The 20,381-nt window shown below is 51.5% G+C and carries 21 protein-coding genes; all 21 read left to right on the top strand.

The window, feature by feature from the left end; all coding sequences use genetic code 11:
• Positions 1 to 260: 260 nt before the first annotated feature.
• Complete coding sequence (rpsO, locus tag FYJ45_RS16885) at positions 261 to 527, top strand: 30S ribosomal protein S15 (RefSeq protein WP_021638796.1); 267 nt, start codon at positions 261 to 263, stop codon at positions 525 to 527.
• A 437-nt stretch (positions 528 to 964) separates the two neighbouring features.
• Complete coding sequence (locus FYJ45_RS16880) at positions 965 to 3,055, top strand: polyribonucleotide nucleotidyltransferase (protein ID WP_154465968.1); 2,091 nt, start codon at positions 965 to 967, stop codon at positions 3,053 to 3,055.
• Between the two features lie 187 nt (positions 3,056 to 3,242).
• Positions 3,243 to 4,205: a stage III sporulation protein AA gene (gene spoIIIAA / locus FYJ45_RS16875; protein WP_154465966.1), complete on the top strand. Its 963-nt coding sequence runs from the start codon at positions 3,243 to 3,245 to the stop codon at positions 4,203 to 4,205.
• Complete coding sequence (locus FYJ45_RS16870; RefSeq protein WP_195841857.1) at positions 4,199 to 4,717, top strand: stage III sporulation protein AB; 519 nt, start codon at positions 4,199 to 4,201, stop codon at positions 4,715 to 4,717. Before spoIIIAA ends, FYJ45_RS16870 begins: the two co-directional genes overlap by 7 nt.
• Before the next feature lie 16 nt (positions 4,718 to 4,733).
• Positions 4,734 to 4,928 carry a stage III sporulation protein AC gene (gene spoIIIAC / locus FYJ45_RS16865; RefSeq protein ID WP_021638801.1) on the top strand — a complete coding sequence of 65 codons (195 nt, stop codon included), beginning with the start codon at positions 4,734 to 4,736 and terminating at the stop codon, positions 4,926 to 4,928.
• 20 nt (positions 4,929 to 4,948) lie between these two features.
• Positions 4,949 to 5,335 carry a SpoIIIAC/SpoIIIAD family protein gene (locus tag FYJ45_RS16860; RefSeq protein ID WP_025491110.1) on the top strand — a complete coding sequence of 129 codons (387 nt, stop codon included), beginning with the start codon at positions 4,949 to 4,951 and terminating at the stop codon, positions 5,333 to 5,335.
• Positions 5,336 to 5,396: 61 nt separating this feature from the next.
• Positions 5,397 to 6,455 carry a stage III sporulation protein AE gene (locus tag FYJ45_RS16855; RefSeq protein ID WP_154465962.1) on the top strand — a complete coding sequence of 353 codons (1,059 nt, stop codon included), beginning with the start codon at positions 5,397 to 5,399 and terminating at the stop codon, positions 6,453 to 6,455.
• Positions 6,456 to 6,481: 26 nt separating this feature from the next.
• A complete protein-coding gene (locus tag FYJ45_RS16850) occupies positions 6,482 to 7,060 on the top strand; it encodes a stage III sporulation protein AF (protein ID WP_154465960.1) in 579 nt (192 codons plus the stop codon).
• A complete protein-coding gene (locus FYJ45_RS16845; protein ID WP_235930852.1) occupies positions 7,053 to 7,646 on the top strand; it encodes a stage III sporulation protein AG in 594 nt (197 codons plus the stop codon). The genes FYJ45_RS16850 and FYJ45_RS16845 overlap by 8 nt, the downstream gene beginning before the upstream one ends.
• Before the next feature lie 21 nt (positions 7,647 to 7,667).
• Entirely contained in the window at positions 7,668 to 8,426 is a 759-nt protein-coding gene (locus FYJ45_RS16840; protein WP_320620729.1) for a SpoIIIAH-like family protein, read from the top strand.
• 349 nt (positions 8,427 to 8,775) lie between these two features.
• Positions 8,776 to 9,933 carry a phosphopentomutase gene (locus FYJ45_RS16835; RefSeq protein WP_154465958.1) on the top strand — a complete coding sequence of 386 codons (1,158 nt, stop codon included), beginning with the start codon at positions 8,776 to 8,778 and terminating at the stop codon, positions 9,931 to 9,933.
• A 124-nt stretch (positions 9,934 to 10,057) separates the two neighbouring features.
• Positions 10,058 to 11,653, top strand: a complete 1,596-nt coding sequence (locus tag FYJ45_RS16830) for a peptide chain release factor 3 (RefSeq protein WP_276892020.1) — start codon at positions 10,058 to 10,060, stop codon at positions 11,651 to 11,653.
• A gap of 135 nt (positions 11,654 to 11,788) precedes the next feature.
• Positions 11,789 to 13,096, top strand: coding sequence for a transglutaminase domain-containing protein (locus tag FYJ45_RS16825; protein ID WP_154465956.1), 1,308 nt, complete (start codon positions 11,789 to 11,791; stop codon positions 13,094 to 13,096).
• A gap of 177 nt (positions 13,097 to 13,273) precedes the next feature.
• Complete coding sequence (locus FYJ45_RS16820) at positions 13,274 to 13,672, top strand: Asp23/Gls24 family envelope stress response protein (protein WP_021635765.1); 399 nt, start codon at positions 13,274 to 13,276, stop codon at positions 13,670 to 13,672.
• Positions 13,673 to 13,917: 245 nt separating this feature from the next.
• Entirely contained in the window at positions 13,918 to 14,316 is a 399-nt protein-coding gene (gene nusB / locus FYJ45_RS16815) for a transcription antitermination factor NusB (protein WP_021635767.1), read from the top strand.
• A 10-nt stretch (positions 14,317 to 14,326) separates the two neighbouring features.
• Positions 14,327 to 15,553 (top strand): exodeoxyribonuclease VII large subunit, encoded by a 1,227-nt coding sequence (xseA, locus tag FYJ45_RS16810; RefSeq protein ID WP_276892017.1) that lies wholly within the window; start codon positions 14,327 to 14,329, stop codon positions 15,551 to 15,553.
• Entirely contained in the window at positions 15,550 to 15,786 is a 237-nt protein-coding gene (gene xseB / locus FYJ45_RS16805) for an exodeoxyribonuclease VII small subunit (RefSeq protein ID WP_021635769.1), read from the top strand. Before xseA ends, xseB begins: the two co-directional genes overlap by 4 nt.
• The gene (locus FYJ45_RS16800) at positions 15,776 to 16,720 is read left to right on the top strand and encodes a polyprenyl synthetase family protein (RefSeq protein WP_154465952.1); all 945 of its coding nucleotides are present in this window, start codon (positions 15,776 to 15,778) and stop codon (positions 16,718 to 16,720) included. Before xseB ends, FYJ45_RS16800 begins: the two co-directional genes overlap by 11 nt.
• Before the next feature lie 16 nt (positions 16,721 to 16,736).
• Positions 16,737 to 18,599, top strand: a complete 1,863-nt coding sequence (gene dxs, locus FYJ45_RS16795; RefSeq protein ID WP_154465950.1) for a 1-deoxy-D-xylulose-5-phosphate synthase — start codon at positions 16,737 to 16,739, stop codon at positions 18,597 to 18,599.
• Positions 18,599 to 19,501 (top strand): TlyA family RNA methyltransferase, encoded by a 903-nt coding sequence (locus tag FYJ45_RS16790; protein WP_154465948.1) that lies wholly within the window; start codon positions 18,599 to 18,601, stop codon positions 19,499 to 19,501. The genes dxs and FYJ45_RS16790 overlap by 1 nt, the downstream gene beginning before the upstream one ends.
• A gap of 6 nt (positions 19,502 to 19,507) precedes the next feature.
• Positions 19,508 to 20,380, top strand: a complete 873-nt coding sequence (locus FYJ45_RS16785; RefSeq protein WP_154465947.1) for an NAD(+)/NADH kinase — start codon at positions 19,508 to 19,510, stop codon at positions 20,378 to 20,380.
• Position 20,381 lies beyond the last annotated feature (1 nt).

Below are 20,381 nucleotides of genomic sequence, written 5' to 3'. Positions count from 1 at the left end.
GGCTACGAATGCCTAAAGGGTGTGGATAAAAACATGAAAAGGGCGTAGCGATGTGGAAAATAAATATTTAAGTATAAAAGTATCGAGAGGATTATTTACAACCTGCCAGCGCCTTTCGGCGCTGATATTATTAAAAAAAGGTTTACAAAGCCTGGAAGAGTATGATATACTTTTCAGGTATGAATTCAGCCGGTACCCAGATGAAGGACACTCCGACCTCATCCTGGTATCAGGCGGTTTAATAAAAAGGAGGAACACACATGATTTCCAAAGAAAAGAAAACAGCAATCATCAAGGAATATGCGAGAGGCGAAGGCGATACAGGATCACCGGAAGTACAGATCGCAGTTCTGACAGAGAGAATCCAGGAGCTCACCGAGCATCTTAAGAGCAACCCTAAGGATCATCATTCCAGAAGAGGACTTCTGAAAATGGTTGGACAGAGAAGAGGTCTGCTTGATTACCTGAAAGAAAAGGATATCGAAAGATACCGTTCCTTGATCGAAAGACTTGGAATCAGAAAGTAATTAACAAAAACAAGGCGGATTTGACTTCAGAGTTTTCTGAGGTCTTCCGCCTTATTGTACGATGATGGAGAAAAAAGCCGCCGGATACGGAGTTAACAACGGCGCGGATATCAGGTGACGTTTATATGCAAAACCGGATAGAACTGCATTTCCATCTCTGTACACAGGGCGTCTCCGCATAACGGATGCCGCCTCTGCTTTTTCAGGTCGGAAGAATGCTTCCGAGACCACTGATAAGTCCATTTGCCGCCGTGCTGAAGTAAGTGGATTTGTCAGTAGTTTCGGCATCTTCTGTGCCTGAACAGCACCAGTATTGTTTCTGCGGACAGAAAAGGCCGGTACCATATATATATGGATCCGGAGACTGCCGCGACAGTCAGCCCCGGCATACGGGAAGAACTGACTGACAAGTAATGTTCGAATAAAGGAGAGATAAGATGTACAAAACATTTTCCATGGAACTTGCCGGACGCACCCTGAGTGTGGATGTCGGCAGAGTAGCGGCACAGGCTAACGGCGCCGCATTTATGCATTATGGTGATACCACCGTTTTATCCACAGCTACGGCGAGTGAGAAGCCCAGAGAAGGAATTGATTTCTTCCCTTTGAGCGTTGAATATGAAGAAAAGCTGTATTCCGTAGGAAAGATTCCCGGAGGCTTCAATAAAAGAGAGGGAAAGGCCAGCGAGAACTCCGTTCTGACGAGCCGTGTTATCGACCGTCCCATGCGCCCTCTGTTCCCTAAGGATTACAGAAATGACGTAACCCTGAATAACCTGGTGCTTTCCGTAGATCCTGCCTGCCGCCCCGAGCTGGTGGCTATGCTTGGTTCCGCTATCGCAACCAGCATTTCCGACATTCCTTTTGCCGGACCCTGCGCAATGACACAGGTAGGCCTGATTGACGGAGAATTCGTTCTCAACCCTTCCCAGGAGCAGTGGAAGAACGGCGATCTGAACCTGACGGTGGCGTCCACCAGTGAAAAGGTCATCATGATCGAAGCCGGAGCCAATGAAATCCCGGAAGCTAAAATGATCGAAGCCATCTACATGGCACATGAGGTAAACCAGTCAATCATTGCTTTTATCAACCAGATTGTAGCGGAAGTCGGCAAGGCAAAGCATGAATATACAAGCTGTGCCGTTCCGGAAGAGCTGTTTGCAGCAATAAAGGAAATCATCCCTCCTGAAGAAATGGAAGAAGCTGTATTCACTGATGTGAAGCAGGTAAGGGAAGAAAATATAAGAAAGATTACAGAGCGTCTGGAAGAAGCTTTTGCTGATAAGGAAGAATGGCTTCCTGTTCTGGACGAGGCAATTTACCAGTACCAGAAAAAGACGGTGCGCAAGATGATTCTCAAGGATCATAAGCGTCCTGACGGCCGTGCGATTACACAGATCCGTCCTCTGGCTGCAGAAATTGATATTATCCCCAGAGTACATGGTTCAGGTATGTTCACCCGTGGACAGACTCAGATCTGTACCATCACCACGCTGGCGCCTCTGTCTGAAATGCAGAGAATTGACGGCCTGGATGAGAATGAAGTGAATAAGAGATATATGCATCATTATAATTTCCCGTCCTATTCCGTAGGAGAGACCAAACCCTCCAGAGGACCGGGACGCCGTGAAATCGGACATGGCGCGCTTGCTGAAAGAGCTCTGATACCGGTACTGCCTTCAGAGGATGAATTCCCCTATGCAATCCGTACCGTATCCGAAACCTTTGAATCCAACGGTTCCACCTCCCAGGCGTCCATCTGTGCATCCACTCTGTCACTGATGGCTGCAGGCGTTCCCATTAAGAAGCAGGTTGCAGGTATCTCCTGCGGTCTGGTAACCGGCGATACCGATGATGATTATATCGTGCTTACCGATATCCAGGGACTGGAAGACTTCTTTGGGGATATGGACTTTAAGGTGGCAGGTACCCATGACGGTATTACCGCAATCCAGATGGATATTAAGATTCACGGCCTGACCAGGCCTATCGTAGAGGAAGCGATTGCCAAGACCAAGGAAGCAAGAGAGTATATCATGAATGAAATCATGACTCCCTGCATTGCAGCTCCCAGAGCTGAGGTCGGTCAGTTCGCTCCCAAGATTATTTCCGTACAGATCGATCCCGAGAAGATTGGTGATGTGGTTGGACAGCGCGGAAAGACAATCAATGAGATTATCGCCCGCACCGGCGTTAAGATTGATATTACCGATGACGGAAAGGTATCCGTATGCGGAACCGATAAGGAAATGATGGATAAAGCGGTAGAGATGGTTAAGATCATCACCACTGATTTCCAGGAAGGCCAGATTTTCAAGGGAACCGTAGTAAGTATTAAGGAATTCGGCGCATTCATCGAATTCGCTCCCGGAAAAGAAGGAATGGTTCATATTTCCAAGATCGCAAAGGAAAGAATCAACCGTGTAGAGGATGTTCTTACTCTTGGAGAACAGGTTACCGTTGTATGCCTTGGTAAGGACAAAATGGGCAGAATCAGCTTCTCCATGAAGGATGTTGCTCAGGTTTAAATAACGGATTATTATTTTAATAGAAACAATCGGCAGTTTAATAAGCCGGAGGAATATGTCAGCATATTCCTCCGGCTTATTTTTGTCCGCGCAGTCATAACCTGGCATGTACAACATATACTGAGATAAGCAGAAAGTTGGACAGACTGCTTGAAAGGAACCTGTCCGGAAAGCGAGGAGTGTGCCCATGACACAAAGGGAAGATATTTTGCGGATCTTTCCGGAACGAATGCGGCCCAGGTGGAAGAAAACCGCCGGATTTGCGCAGCAGCTGCAGGAAATCCGGCTGCGCGTGGGAAAACCGGTGCTTTTGTACATAGACGGAAGGGAATTTTTCCAGGAGGAATCCGGGGATGTGGTATATAGGACTGACCGGCCTGCAGTCACTGCACAGGAGGATTTGGAACAGCTGATAGCCTATGCATGCAGCTACTCCATGTATGCTTTTGAAGAAGAAATCAGCAGGGGCTACCTGACACTGCCGGGCGGACACCGTATGGGGCTTACAGGGGAAGCTGTGCTGACGGATTCGGACAGAGTGAGGAATATCAAGCATATTTCCTGTGTAAATATCCGGATTTCCCATGAAATCAGGGGAGCGGCGGACGCCGTGCTACCCTTTCTTTACAGGGACGGACATTTCCTGAATACACTGATTCTTTCGCCGCCCGGCTGTGGTAAGACAACCCTGCTGAGGGATATCGTGAGGCAGGTTTCCGACGGGAATTCCTGCGGTCACGGCGTGACTGTGGGAATTGTGGATGAACGTTCGGAAATTGCCGGATCCTTTCAGGGGAGGGCGCAGAATGATGTGGGAATGCGCACGGATATCCTTGACAGCTGTCCCAAAGCGGAAGGCATGATGCTGCTGATCCGTTCCATGGCGCCAAAGGTTATCGGCGTGGATGAATTGGGAAGTGAAGAGGATATCCGGGCGCTGAAAAAGGCGATCTGCTGCGGATGCTGCGTTCTGACAACCATCCATGCCGGTTCATTGGAGGAGGCGGAAAGCAGGCTGTCCGGGATGAAGCTGGATGAAATAAAGATTTTTGACCGCTATGTGATACTCACCAGGCGGGAGGGAAAATGTGCGGTGGATGCCGTACTGGACGGCGAAAGGAAGCTTCTGGCCGGGAGGGTGCCATGCTGAAGCTTACCGGCGCGCTTCTGCTGGTTATGGGGTGCGCCGGGTTCGGCCTGTGTATGTGCAGGGATATGGAAAAGCATGTGGCGCAGCTGCGGCAGCTGGCCCGGGTATTTACCATGCTGGAAAGTGAAGTGGGATACAGCAGGGCCACATTGCCGGAAGGAATGATCAGAGTGGGTAACCGCCTGCACACAGAGCTGGGGGACTGCTTCATACGGATGGGAAAGAGGGCGCAGGAGCAGAGCGGAAGCTCCTTCCAGACCGTATGGCAGGAGGAAATGCCCTTCTGGCTGAAGACAACCTGCCTTGACGCCAGGGAAAAGGAGCTTCTGCTTTCCTTCCCCGGCTTTACCGGATTTGTGGACGGGCAGATGCAGCTGATTTCCCTGGAGCAATTTGTAAAGGAGCTTTCGCATGCACAGGATAAAGCGGGGAAAGAAGCGGAAAGCCGCAAAAAGGCAGTTCTTTCCGTAAGTACGGCGGGCGGGCTGCTGATGGCCATCCTGCTGATATGACTTGAAGGAGAATGGAATGGGAGTAAGTCTGATTTTTAAAATTGCAGCGGTAGGGATTCTGGTGACCATCCTCAGCCAGATACTGAAGCACAGCGGCCGGGAGGAGCATGCGTTCCTCCTTTCGCTGGCCGGCCTGATACTGGTTCTCACCTGGATCATTCCCTACATATATGATCTGTTTACTACAATACAGAACCTGTTTCAGCTCTGACGGAAAGGAGAGGACAGGAAATGGATATGGTAAAAATCGCCATGCTGGGCATAACCGGCGTTCTGATAGGGCTTCAGTTCAAATCCGGGAAACAGGAATACAGCGCTTATATCGGTATCGGCGTGTCGCTGGTTATTTTCTTTTATGTCTGCGAATACCTGATGCAGATGAAGGACTCCGTGCTGGCTCTGGGAGGCTTTTTGGAAGGAAGCGGCGCTTATTTCGGGATACTTTTCAAGGTGATCGGCATTACCTATCTGTGCGAATTCTGCGCAGGCCTCTGCCGGGATGCCGGATATCAGGCCATTGCCGCCCAGGTGGAGCTGTTCGGGAAGGTGACTGTGCTGCTTGCGGGAATGCCGGTGCTTTTATCCCTGATCGATACCATTACAGGCTTCATGGCTTAGAGCGTGATTGAAAATTCATTCCCGCACACAGCGTAAGCAGCAACCCGGGAAGGAGGGGAACATGGACTGGACCACATTGACCGGAGAATTGAATCTTGAGGCGCTTTCGGAACAGATTGAACAGCTGTTTCCCAATTTCTCCATCGACTTTTCCTCGCTTCTTGGGCAGATATTATCAGGGAATGCAGGAGAGGCGTTTGCCGGCCTCACCGCTTCCCTGAAAAACGGGGTGCTGGCTGAGATGGCGGGGATGAAGAATCTGCTGCTCACGCTTTTGATTATCGGCGTGCTTTCCGCACTTTTTACGGTAGTCATGCAAAGCTTCGACAATCACCAGATAGCGGATATCGCCCATTTTATTTCCTACCTGCTCATGCTTTTTGTGGTGCTTCGCACCTTTACCCAGGCGGCGGATATTGCAGGTGAGCTGCTTGGCAGAATCCTTCTTTTCGTCCGCCTGTTTGTCCCTACCTTCATGCTGGCGCTGGGGCTTTCGGCGGGAGCGGCCACCGCGGCAGGGTATTACCAGCTGATTCTGCTTCTGATTTACGGCGTGGAGCAGGTGCTCAAAAGCATCGGGCTTCCGGCGGTAAACATCTACATGATGCTGGTTGTGATGAACGGTATCTGGGAAGAAGAACGGCTGGGCATGCTCGTAGAGCTGCTGCAGAAGGGCGTGGCTGGATTTTTAAAATTCCTCCTTACCTGTATTACCGGCATCGGCCTTCTCCAGTCCATGGTTACTCCCGTGCTGGAGCATCTGAAGCTGAATGCGGCGGGCAAGGCTCTGTCGGCAATTCCCGGCCTGGGAGGCCTGGCGGAGGGCACAGCCCAGCTTCTTATAGGATCCGCGGTTCTTGTAAAAAACGGCCTGGGCGTGGCGGCCTTCCTTCTTCTGCTCGCCCTGTGCATCGGCCCTTTTGCCAGGCTGCTGCTGTATGCCGGTATATTGAAGCTGTGCGCGGCCCTTCTGGGCATGACGGCTGACAAACGGATTACAGGCTGCGTCAATAAAGCGGGAGACGGCCTGCTGCTGCTTTTGAAAATCAGCTATACGGCCTGCGCCTGCTTTCTGATCATGTTTGCCATCATTACCTGCCTGGCGGGGAAAATCGGATAGCAAACCGAAGAAAGGAGAGGACTTCAATGGGAGCGCAATTTCTGGATTTGTTAAAAAAAGTCACGATTTTCATGCTGGCGGGGCAGATTATCGTGCAGTTCCTCCCGTCCGGAGGCTATGAAAAATATGTAAAAATGGTGATAAGCATCATGGTCCTGTCCCAGATAGCCCTTCCCATCCTTTCTCTGGGAAAATTCGATGCGCAGCAAAATTTTCAAACCGCATTGCGGCAGTATGAAGAGGAGATGGAACGAATCTCCAGACAGGTGGAAGAGGCGGGGCTTCAAAGCGGGGATTATCAGGAGGAGGCGCTTTCCATGATCGCCCGCAGCAGCCTGGAGGAGGTTTCGGCACAATACGGAGTAACCGTCACCGCTGTTTCCCGGACAGCGGACGGCAGGCCTTTGCTGCAGGTGTCGGAAGACGGAGAGCAAAGGGTACGGATAGAAAAGGTGAAAATTTCCCCGCAGGGGCCGGAAGCGGAGGCTGTTTTGAACGGATCGGACAATACAGATGCGGCGCAGAAACAGCAGGAGCTGCGGGAGGCCTTTGCGGAGGAGCTTGGAATAGCCCCGGAGGAGTTGGAGGTGATTTGGAATGGGTGAACGGCTGAAAACATGGAAAAAGAAGCTGACTAAGGAAAATATGGCGATAATGGCGCTTTTGGGGATTTTGCTGATGGTAATCGCCATTCCTGTAAAAAAAACGGAGACACAAAAGGATCAGACAGCCGCTCCCGAGAATAAAAGCACCGCTTCCGGAACACAGGAAACTGAGGAAGAGGGTAATCCCGGCGGCTATGCAGGCGAACTGGAGGAACGGCTGGAGTCCCTTTTAGCCAGCATGGAAGGCGTGGGAAATGTGAAGGTCATGGTAACCCTGGACTCCTCCAGAGAACAGGTGGTGGAAAAAGATATTCCCTCCACCATGGACACCACAAAGGAGACGGACAGCACGGGCGGAAGCCGGGATGTGATTAACTCCAGACAGGAGGAAACCACAGTCTATGTGACCGATTCCGCAGGCAATAAAACACCCTATGTAAGCAAAATAAGGGAGCCGTCCATTGAAGGCGTGACCGTTGTGGCCCAGGGAGGAGGGAATGCCGTAATTCAGAAAAATATTACGGAAGTGATTCAGGCATTATTTGGAATAGAAGCACATAAGATTAAAGTAGTTAAGATGAAATAGCAGAAAGCAGAGGGAACAGGAGTGAAGAATGTGTTGAAACGCAACCAAATAATGATTACGGCGCTGGCAATCATGATTGCAGTGGCAGGGTACCTGAATTTTGCAGGAACCAAGGCGGGAGAAGAGAAGCTTACAAGCGCGGATGCCAGAAACGCAGAAGAGGATATGACTGCTTTGCTGGATTTGTCAGAGGAAGACGTGGTGTCGGATATTGACAGTATGGATTCTGATCTGGACGGTGTGGCAGCGGCGGACTATCTGGATGCCCAGATGTCGGCGGATGCACAGGCCCAGGAAGCGGGCAGCGCACAGGTAGCGGTGGTGGCGGAAAATATGGATGAAGCGAGCGCGGAACAGGTAGCTGAGGAAGCGGACGTACAGAACGGCGAAGTACCCGGAGAAGCCGTATTTACAAGCTCTGCAGGAGTTACCTCCCTTGCCGGAGCCAAGCTGCAGAAGGAACAGACCAGAGCAAAAAATAAAGAAACACTTCTTGACATCATAAACAATACAAACATCAGTGAAGAACAGAAGCAGGACGCCATCAACGGCATGATAGCCCTTACCGACATGGCTGAAAAAGAAACCGCAGCTGAAATCCTTCTGGAAGCCAAAGGCTTTAACGACGTGGTAGTGAGCATCAGTGGCTCCGGCGTGGACGTGGTAGTCAATGCACCCAGCCTTACAGATGCCCAGAGAGCACAGATTGAAGACATAGTTACAAGAAAAACGGGAATTACCCCTGAAAACATAATAATCAGCCCTATTACCGGGAACTAATAAAGAGAAACGAAAAACAACCCGGCTGCATAATAGACAATTCTCGCAGCTGTTAAGTTCCTCCATATTCATAGCTTTATGAAAAAAGCTGCCCCCAGACACCCGCCGGAAAAAGATTTCCGACAGTAAATAGTGTACAATGCGGGGATTTGTGGTATAATCTTCGAACAGGGCAGAACCAGACGGATACGAAAGAGGGACCGGGCTGCTTGCAGGCCCGGTCCCTCTTTCGTATCCATCTGGCGAGCGAAGCGACCCAGAGAACACTCATGTTCTCTGGGTTCTGCCCGTCCGCCCCCCGATCCCCCGCCCTTATCCCTTACATCTTTTTTGAAAGGAGCCCACCCCCATGAAAAGAATCTTCCTTTTCGTCCTTGACAGCGTAGGCATCGGCGCAGAACCCGACGCCCCCGAATACGGCGACACCGGCACCAACACGCTCAAAAGCGCCGCCTCCAGCCCCTTTTTTCATATGCCCAACATGGAAAAGCTGGGACTCTTTAATATAGAAGGAATCGACTGGCATTCAGGCACAGATGCCCCCCTTGCTACAGTAGCCCGCATGCAGGAAGCCTCCAAAGGCAAAGACACCACCATCGGCCACTGGGAAATTGCAGGCATCTATTCGGGCCGTCCCCTTCCCACCTACCCCGACGGTTTTCCCGCAGAGCTTCTTGATGAATTCACCCGCCGCACCGGCCGCGGTATCCTCTGCAATAAGCCCTACTCAGGAACCGACGTAATCCGGGATTACGGAGACGAACACGTCAGGACCGGGAAGCTCATTGTCTACACCTCAGCCGACAGCGTGTTCCAGATAGCGGCCCATGAAGACATTGTCCCTCCCGAGACCCTCTACGAATACTGCCGCATTGCCCGCCAGATCCTCACCGGGGAACATGGCGTGGGCCGTGTCATCGCCCGCCCCTTTACCGGAAACAGCTGCAGCTATACCAGAACCACAGGCCGCCATGACTTTTCAATAGAGCCGCCGTCCGTGGATATGCTGGATCAGCTCAAGGACAACGGCAAAGACGTCATCGGCGTCGGCAAAATACACGACATTTTTGCAGGAAAAGGCCTTACCGAATATACCTACACCCAGGGAAACGAAGACGGCATCAACAAAACCCTTGCCTATATGGACAAAGAGTTTGAAGGCCTCTGCTTTATCAACCTGGTTGACTATGACATGCTTTACGGCCACCGCAACGACATTGACGGCTACGCCAAAGCCCTCACCTATTTTGATGAGCGCCTTCCCGAGATCCTCGGCAAAATGCAGGAGGACGATCTGCTCATGATCACAGCCGACCACGGCTGCGACCCCGGCTATACCGTCTCAACAGACCATTCCAGGGAATACACTCCCTTCCTTTTATACGGAAAGAGAATTGCGCCCCGCAACCTGGGAACCAGAGGCACCTTCGCGGACATCGGCGCCACGGTTCTTGATTATTTCGGAATCACCCCCGAATTCGAAGCAAAAAGCATGCTTCCCCACTAGCGCATGTCTGAAATTCATTCCCGCCGCCAGCATGCCTGTTCCGGCTTGCCATGGGGAAATGATATACCGCATAAATAATGCCGGGATTCCCGGCTTAACATAACGTTTTGGAGGAAAGAAAAAAGTGAGCAACCTGACACAGGAAATCAACAGAAGAAGGACTTTTGCAATTATATCCCATCCCGATGCCGGAAAAACGACCCTGACCGAAAAATTCCTGCTCTACGGAGGAGCCATTAACCTGGCCGGAAGCGTAAAAGGCAAGGCAACCGCCAGACACGCTGTTTCCGACTGGATGGAAATAGAAAAGGAGAGAGGTATTTCCGTCACCTCCTCCGTATTACAGTTTGAATATGACGGATACTGCATCAATATTCTTGATACCCCCGGACACCAGGATTTCTCCGAGGACACCTACCGTACCCTGATGGCTGCGGATTCCGCCGTCATGGTAATTGACGGCTCCAAGGGTGTTGAGGCACAGACAAGAAAGCTTTTTAAGGTCTGCGTCATGCGTAAAATTCCCATCTTCACATTTATCAACAAAATGGACCGGGATGCCAATGATACCTTTGACCTTCTGGATGAAATCGAAAAAGAGCTGGGCATTGCAACCTGCCCCAAAAACTGGCCGATTGGATCAGGAAAAGGCTTCAAAGGAATTTTCGACCGGGATAAACGCTGCGTGATCATCTATTCCGATACGGAAAAAGGAACCAGGGAAGGCGAAGCCATGGAAATTCCTCTGGAGGAGGAAGACAGGCTCCGCGACTGCATCGGTCAGGAAGCAATGGACAAGCTGTTAGAGGAAATCGAGCTTCTTGACGGCGCCAGCGCGGAATTTGATTTGAAAGAAGTACAGAAGGGGGAACTGACCCCCGTATTTTTCGGATCAGCCCTGACCAACTTCGGTGTGGAAATCTTTTTGAAACATTTCCTGGAAATGACTACCACCCCTCTCCCCAGAAAGGCGGATACGGGACTTATCGATCCTGTGGAAAATAATTTTTCCGCCTTTGTATTTAAAATCCAGGCCAATATGAATAAAGCCCACCGTGACAGAATCGCGTTCATGCGTATATGCTCCGGCAAGTTCGAGGCCAGCATGGAAGTAAAGCATGTGCAGGGCGGTAAGATAATGCGCCTTTCCCAGCCCCAGCAGATCATGGCCAGCGAACGGAAAATCCTGGAGGAAGCCTATGCCGGCGATATTATCGGCGTATTTGACCCCGGTATTTTTTCCATCGGGGATACCCTCTGCATGCCGAAGGAAAGCTTTGCCTACGAAGGCATTCCTACCTTTGCGCCGGAGCATTTTGCCAGAGTGCGCCAGGTGGATACCATGAAGCGGAAGCAGTTCGTGAAGGGAATTAACCAGATCGCCCAGGAAGGCGCCATCCAGATTTTTCAGGAATACAATACCGGTATGGAAGAGATTATTGTAGGCGTGGTAGGCGTCCTGCAGTTCGATGTGCTTAAATACCGGCTCAATAATGAATATAATGTGGAAATCAGGCTGGAACCCCTTCCCTATGAATATATCCGCTGGATAGAAAATAAGGACGAAATCGATTTGGACAAGCTGACCGGAACCTCCGACATGAAGAAGGTTAAGGATATGAGAGGCAACCCGCTGCTCCTTTTTGTAAATGAATGGAGCGTAGGGATGACATTAGACAGAAATAAAGGCCTGATTTTAACCGAATTCGGCCGCAACTGATAAAAAAGCAACAGCTTAAGACAGCCTGGGCAATTCTGTTATAAAAAGGACTACGGCACGACAAAACGCCAAAAAAGGGCGGAACGGGAAAGTGACAACAGCCAAAACGGCCACAATGGACAGGAGTCATGCAGTATGAAGAAATTTTCCAAAACCGTAGTAGTCATTCTGGTTCTTCTTATTCTTCTGACAGCCTATTGGGCATGGGAGGGCCGGCTTCCGGACCTTGCGTCCCTCAGAAAAGCGCAGCAGGAAACACAGATAGCCGGACAGAACGGGGAAACCCTCTCCCTTCAGGAATCCCGGCCGGACGGCGCATCCGGCGGACAAAACGCCGGAACAATGCAGGAAACCGCAGAACCTGAGCCCCGGGGAACGCAGGAAAACGGAACCGCCCAGACTGCCGAGGGGGTGCGGCCTGCTCAGCCCGCTGAAACCGGCTATGCCTACAGCCTTCTGGACGAAGAAGAAAAATCCCTCTATCTCCAGATGCTGCAGTCCATCACAGGCTTCTCTCAGGAAACGGAGCTTACCACATTAAAGCCTGAGCTGCTGGAGCCGGTTTTCAACAGTGTTTTAGCGGATCATCCCGAAATTTTTTACGTGGATGGATATACTTATACCAAACACACCCTGGGAGAGGAAATCCATAAAATTACATTTACCGCCCGCTACACCCTGACGCAGGCGGAAGCCGAACAAAGAAAAAAAGGAATAGAAGCCTACATAGAAACCGCGCTTTCCGGCATACATAGCGGAATGGATGACTATCAGAAAATCAAGTACATCTACGATTACATGATAGAACATACGGATTACAGACTGGATTCCCCGGAAAACCAGACCGTCTGCTCCGTTTTCCTCTATGGAGAATCCGTCTGCCAGGGCTATGCAAAGGCATTCCAGCTCCTCTGCAGCCGCGTGGGCATTCCGGCAGTGCTGGTTACCGGCGAAGTGAAGAACGGGGAAGCCCATGCCTGGGACCTGGTCCAATCCGACGGTGAATGGTATTATGCGGATCCCACCTGGGGGGATGCCTTCTATCTCATGGGAGATGACGACCCCGCCTGGCAGGGCAAAAAACGCCCCAGCGTCAACTACGACTACCTCCTCGTCACCACACAGCAGCTCCTGCGCACCCATACCATAGACAACTTTTTCCCGCTGCCCGACTGCACCGCCATGAAGGACAACTATTATGTGCGGGAGAACGCCTACTTTGACACTGTGGACGAAGATAAACTCGCCCGGCTCTTCGCCCGGGGCTATGAAGAACAAAAGGGAATGGTAACCCTGAAATGCGCTGACGCCGATATCTACCTGCAAATGAAACAGAAGCTCCTGGATGACCAGGAAATTTTTACCTACCTGAAAAACGGCGGTTCATCCGCCGCCTACGTAGACACCCCGGAACAATACACTCTCAGCTTCTGGCTGGAATAACCGTAAGAAAGAGATCCAGGAGCGCCAAAATCCATTTCCAAAGACGATTCGGGACAGATTTAGACAGTAACTGTGAGGAAACCGGACAGTTACAAGCAAGTTACCCGCATAAAAAGACTTTGCAAAGATACAGGATTTTGTTATAATCAGTGTTATAGGAATAAAGGAGGCAGCCTTATGGAAAAAGATACAAGGAAAGACAGCAATAGAAATACATTTGTTCTGCAGGGAGATGACAGCATTGGCTCCGTGCAGATAGCGGACGAGGTTGTGGCCATGATCACATCTCTTGCGGCGACGGAAGTGGAAGGTGTGTCCGCCATGGCAGGCAATATTACCAATGAACTGATAGGAAAGGTCGGCGTGAAGAACCTGACTAAAGGCGTTAAAGTACAGGTGACGGGTAATACGGTGAAGGCGGATCTGGCGCTGTCTCTGGAATACGGCTACAACATTCCGGAAACCTGTTCAAAGGTACAGGAAAAGGTAAAGAATGCCATTGAGAATATGACAGGGCTTACAGTGACCGATGTAAATATCCGCATTGTCAATGTGAATATGGAGCCGGGCAACTGATACCGGAGGACGCGGCGGCCTGGATGTCCAAACTGCTGCGGATATTCGATAAATTCTTCCCGCAATCGCATGCCGGGCTCCGGCAGAAGAAAAGAGAGGGAATAACGGCAGGTGCCTTTCGGAATCCGAAAGGCACTTCCGGCATAAGTGCAGGGCGGCAGGAAGGCCTGCATATATATGCGGACGTACGGACAGGTATGGCCGCGCACTAGAGAAAGCCGGATAACGGCGGAATTGAGGAAACAATGGGCAGAAGAGAACAGAGGGAACAGATATTCAAGCTGCTGTTCCGTGTGGAATTCAATCAGAAGGAAGAGATGCCGGAGCAGTGCGCGCTTTTCTTTGAAGATGAGGAGAACGGCATCCCCGAGAAGGATATCGCCTATATCCAGGGGAAATTTGATAAAATCCAGGAAAAGCTTCCTGAAATTGATGAAATGATAAATACGACGGCCAGGGGCTGGACGACCTCCAGAATGGGGAAGGTGGATCTTACCATCATCCGCCTGGCTGTTTATGAGATTAAATTTGACGAAGAGGTGCCGGACAGCGTGGCAATTAACGAAGCCGTGGAGCTGGCCAAGAAATTTGGGCAGGATGAATCCTCCGGATTTGTAAACGGCGTGCTTGCCCGGTTTGTATAGAGGAAACCAAGTGAGAAATGTATATACTGTAGCGCAGGTGAATTCTTATATCAAGAACATGTTTTCACAGGATTTCATGCTGCAGAATATTTATGTCAAGGGAGAAGTGAGCAACTGCAAGTATCATTCTTCCGGGCATATTTATTTTACAATCAAGGATGCCAGGGGCACGATTGCCTGCGTCATGTTTGCGGGAAACCGAAGCGGCCTTAAATTCCGCATGGAGGAAGGCCAGCAGGTGGTAGTGGGCGGAAGCGTCGAGGTTTATGAACGGGATGGAAAATACCAGCTCTATGCCAGGGAGATTATCCTGGACGGAGCCGGTTATTTATATGAGAAATTTGAGCGGCTGAAAAAAGAACTGGCCCAGCGGGGGCTTTTTGCCCCGGAGTATAAACAGCCTGTGCCCAAATACATCAGGACCCTGGGGGTGGTAACAGCGCCTACCGGGGCAGCCGTGCAGGATATTATCAATATCACACGCCGGAGGAATCCGTATGTCCGGATTATCCTTTACCCTGCAATCGTACAGGGAGAACAGGCGTCGGCCAGCATCATCCAGGGGATCCATGCGCTGGAGCAGCTGGGTGTGGATGTGATGATTGTGGGACGCGGCGGCGGGTCCATTGAAGACCTGTGGGCCTTTAATGAAGAAGCCGTGGCCCAGGCCGTATTTGACTGCAGCGTTCCCATTATTTCCGCAGTGGGACATGAGACGGATACGACAATTATTGATTTTGTATCGGATTTACGCGCGCCCACGCCTTCGGCGGCAGCGGAGCTGGCCGTATATGATGTCCGCCAGCTGGAAGCAGTGCTGGATTCCTGCAAAGGGGACTTAACCCGCAGGATGTTAACCCGCCTGGACAGGGAACGGTCCAAGGTGAAACAGGCGCAGACGAAGCTGCAGTACTTAAGCCCGGCCAGCCAGATCAGGGAAAAACGGACTCTTGCCATGCGCATGGAGGAACAGCTCTCGGCGCTGATGCAGCGTCATATCAGGGAAAAACGCTACCTGCTCGGCTTGTATACGGAAAAACTGAAGGGCCTTTCCCCTCTGGACAAGCTGAATCAGGGCTTTTCCTATGTGTCGGATGAGAAAGGGAAAACAGTATCCGATGTGGATCATGTCCGGGTAGGCGACCATCTGACCGTTCATGTGAAAAACGGCCGGATAGAGGCCCAGGTGGTAGACAAGGAAAAATGGAAGCAGGAGAAAGGAGTATTGGAAGCATGAAACCGGAAGAGTTGAAGGATGAAAAACAGGAAGCCGGCCCTTCTTTGGAAGAGGCTTTTATCCTCCTTGACGATATTACCCGAACCCTTGAGGATGAGGAAATAACGCTGGAGGATTCCTTTCAGGCGTATAAAAAAGGAATGGATTTGCTGAAAATTTGCAATGATAAGATAGATAAGGTGGAAAAGAAGGTAATGATGCTGAACGAGGAGGGCGGACTGGATGAATTTTGAAGCCGAGCTGCAGGAAAGAGTGTCGGGGATTGAAGCGATACTCAGACAATACCTTCCGGCAGAGGAAGGGTACCAGAAAACAGTGCTGGAAGCCATGAACTACAGTGTGCTTGCCGGCGGAAAGCGTCTGCGCCCCATGCTGATGCAGGAAGTCTTCCGGCTGTTTGGCGGAAAAGGCCGCCTGGTGGAGCCTTTTATGGCTGCAATTGAAATGATCCATACTTATTCCCTGGTGCATGACGATCTGCCCTGCATGGATAATGATGAATACCGGAGAGGCAGGAAGACCACCCATGCGGTTTATGGGGAAGGCATGGCTGTCCTGGCCGGAGATGCCCTTTTGAATTATGCCTTTGAAACCGCCTGTAAAGCCTTTACCATGCCGGAGGCCGCGCAGAGCATCGACGGACTTAACCGGTGCGCCAAAGCCATGGCCATTCTCGCGGGGAAGGCCGGAATTTACGGCATGATCGGCGGACAGACAGCGGATACGGAAGCGGAAGAGCTGCCGGAGGAGCAGGTGACACAGGAGCTTCTCCTTTACATCCATGAAAATAAAACCGCGGCCCTGATCCAAAGCTCCATGATGATTGGCGCTGTCCTGGCCGGCGCTGCGGACGGGCAGCTCGAGGCGCTGGAACGGATAGGCTCCAATATCGGCCTTGCCTTCCAGATACAGGATGATATTCTGGATCTGACGAGCAGCCTGGAGGTTTTGGGCAAGCAGACCGGAAGCGATCTGAAAAACCATAAGGTAACCTATGTATCCCTGAACGGAATGGAGAAATCCACAGAACAGGTGCGCAGGCTTTCCGAGGAAGCCATTGCCGGCCTGGCCTGCGTTGCAGCACAGGAAGGAATGCCGCAGGCAGATACACGGCGTAATGATTTCCTGGAAAAGCTGGTGGAAGATCTCATTACCAGAAAAAAATAGAAGGGGGCATCCTATTATGCTTCTCGATCAGATACAAAAAGAAAATGACATCAAAAATATAAACCCAAGGGACTATCAGGCGCTGGCGGCGGAAATCCGGGAGTTTCTCGTCAATAAAATAAGTGTGACGGGAGGCCATCTGGGATCCAATCTGGGCGCGGTGGAGCTTACCATGGCCCTTCACCTGGCCCTGAACCTTCCTGAGGATAAAATCATCTGGGATGTGGGACATCAGTCCTACACCCACAAGCTGCTCACCGGAAGGCGGGAGGGTTTTGAAACCCTGCGCAAGTACGGCGGCATGAGCGGCTTCCCCAAGCGGAAGGAAAGCGACTGTGACAGCTTTGATACGGGGCACAGCTCCACCTCCATCTCTGCGGGCCTGGGACTTGTCAAGGCCAGGGATCTCCAGGGGGAAAACCACACCATTGTTTCGGTAATCGGCGACGGCTCCCTCACGGGGGGCATGGCTTATGAAGCACTGAACAACGCGGCCCGGCTGGAAACGAATTTTATCATTATTTTAAATGACAACAACATGTCCATATCCGAAAATGTGGGCGGCGTATCCAAATATCTGAACAATATCCGTACCTCAAACGCCTATCTGGATGTGAAGGACGGCATCTACGACGCCATCCGCAACACCAAATACGGCGAACCGGTGGTTGCCGGCATCCGCCGCGCCAAGAACAGCTTAAAGCAGCTTGTAATCCCCGGCATGTTTTTTGAGGATATGGGCATTACCTATCTGGGGCCAGTGGACGGCCATGACACCAATTCCCTGATCCGCGTAATCAATGAGGCAAAACGCAGAAAAAATGCGGTCATGATCCATGTGCTCACCAAAAAGGGCAAGGGCTATGCGCCGGCGGAGAACCATCCCGCCCGCTTTCATGGAGCGGAACCTTTTGACGTTGCCACAGGCGTGCCGCTGAAGAAGAAAATGAAGGCCAATTATACGGATATTTTTTCCACAGTCATGATTAAGCAGGGTCAGCGGAATGAAAAAATAGTGGCGATTACGGCGGCCATGCCGGACGGAACCGGGCTGAAACGCTTCAGCCATGCCTATCCGGACCGCTTTTTTGATGTGGGGATTGCAGAACAGCATGCGGTGACCTTTGCCGCGGGGCTTGCTGCGGGAGGCCTGCGTCCGGTGGTGGCGGTTTATTCCTCTTTCCTGCAAAGGGCCTATGATCAGATTCTCCACGACGTCTGCATCCAGAATCTGCCGGTGGTATTTGCCATAGACAGAGCGGGGCTGGTGGGCAGCGACGGGGAAACCCATCAGGGTATTTTCGACCTGTCCTATCTGTCCTCCATTCCCAATATGCATATCATGGCGCCCAAGAATAAATGGGAGCTATCCGATATGCTGAAGTTTGCGGTGGCCTTCCAGGGGCCGATTGCGCTGCGTTATCCCAGAGGAGAGGCCTATGACGGCCTGTCCGGTTTCCGGGCGCCTATTGAATACGGCCGCAGCGAAATGATATATGAAGAAAAGGATATCGCCCTCCTGGCGGTGGGGAGCATGGTAAAAACAGGGGAAGAGGTCTATGGCAGCCTGAAAAGGCAGGGTCGGTTCTGTACCCTTGTTAACGCCAGGTTCGTAAAGCCCATTGATGAAGAAATGATCCGTAAGCTGTCCCATACCCACAGCCTGTTGGTTACCATGGAGGAAAATGTGGAAAGCGGCGGCTTCGGCGAGCGTGTCCGCACCTTTGTTGACGAGTGCGGCCTTAAGGTGTGCGTCCTCTCCATTGCCATTCCCGATGAGTATGTGGAGCACGGCAATGTGGAGCTTTTGAAGCAGGAAATAGGAATAGACAGTGAATCCATACTGAAAAGGATTCATGAAGAGTTAGGGGAGAACTGATGAAGGAACGTTTGGATATGCTTCTGGTAAAACAGGGGCTGGCGCCCTCCCGGGAAAAGGCGAAGGCCATCATTATGTCCGGCAATGTGTTTGTTGCCGGACAGCGGGAGGATAAGGCCGGCTCTGTTTTTGATGAGGCGGCAGTGATAACGGTAAAAGAAAATCCATTGAAATATGTGAGCAGAGGCGGTCTGAAGCTGGAGAAAGCCATGCAGTGCTTTCCCATCACCCTGGCCGGCAGCGTATGCATGGATATCGGCGCTTCCACCGGCGGCTTTACCGACTGCATGCTGCAAAGCGGGGCGGCTAAGGTATACTCCGTGGACGTGGGCCACGGACAGCTCGCCTGGAAGCTGAGGAATGATGAACGCGTGGTATGCATGGAAAAGACCAATTTCCGTTATATGGTGCCCTCGGATATTCAGGATGCCCTGGATTTTGCCTCGGTGGACGTTTCCTTTATTTCCCTGACCAAAATACTGATTCCCGCCAGAAACCTGCTTAAAGAGAGCGGGCGCATGGTATGTCTTATCAAGCCCCAGTTTGAGGCGGGCAGGGATAAAGTGGGAAAAAAGGGAGTGGTACGGGAACCTGAGATACACCGGGAGGTCATTGCCAAGGTCATTGATTTTGCAGACCTTACCGGCTTCAGTGTACAGGGACTGAACTATTCTCCGGTGAAAGGGCCGGAAGGAAATATCGAGTATCTGGTTTTCCTGGAAAAAAAGAGGGCGCTGCCGGAAGAAATCATCTCGCTTACGGAGCATGAAGCGGAACGCAGGCTGGCCGGGGTGCAGGCGAAAGGCGCAGATCTGTGTGCAAAGCAGGAATGGAAGGAAAACATACGCAATATCGTGGAGCAGGCGCATGAGGCTCTGGAAAAGGATGGAAAACAGGGGTAACAGGAAATGGGTATAGGGTGCGGCAAACATTATATTATCATGACAAACAGACCGAAAGACCCGGGACTGAAGGTCACCTACTACATCCGTAAATATCTGGAGGAAAGGGGTGCCGTCTGCATAGTTTGTGCGGATAACGAAACGGAGGAGCAGATCCGTCTGAAGGAAGGCGGGGATACATACCGTTCCGACTGCATGATCGTTCTGGGCGGGGACGGCACCATGCTCAAGGCGGCGCGGGAGACGGCGGCCAGCGGGATCCCCCTTCTGGGCGTAAACCTGGGCACTGTGGGATACCTTGCCGAGGTGGAGCCTTTAGCGCTTGATCTGGCGCTGGAAAAGCTTCTGCGGGAGGAATATACCATTGAAGAACGCATGATGCTGTCGGGGCGGGTGCTCCGTGAGAACGGCAGCGGGGAAACGGCCCAGGTGCATGCGCTCAACGATGTGACCATCACAAGAAGAGGTCCGCTGCAGATCATACAGTTCCGTATCTGGGTAAACGGCCAGGTGCTAAACAGCTACGGTGCGGATGGTATTGTCATTGCAACTCCCACTGGATCCACCGGCTACAATATGTCGGCCGGCGGCCCCATCGTGGAACCGGGAGCAAGTCTGATCCTCCTTACACCCATCTGTCCTCATACGTTGAATACCAGAAGCATAATTCTGCGGGCGGAGGACGAGGTTGTGGTGGAAATCGGTGAAAGGCAGTCCGGGCAGGAGCAGGAGGTGGAGGTGAACTTTGACGGCAGCCGCTGCCTGATCCTCAAATCCGGGGACCGGCTTAAGGTAACCCGCAGCGATAAGACCACCTCCATTATGAAATTGAGCGAACTGAGTTTCCTGGAGCGTTTACATAGAAAGATGAGTGAATAGG

The organism is Eisenbergiella porci, from assembly GCF_009696275.1.
Classification (GTDB): Bacteria; Bacillota; Clostridia; order Lachnospirales; family Lachnospiraceae; genus Eisenbergiella; species Eisenbergiella porci.
Note: the sequence above shows the minus strand (reverse complement) of the source record. Positions and strands in the feature narration are given on the sequence as shown.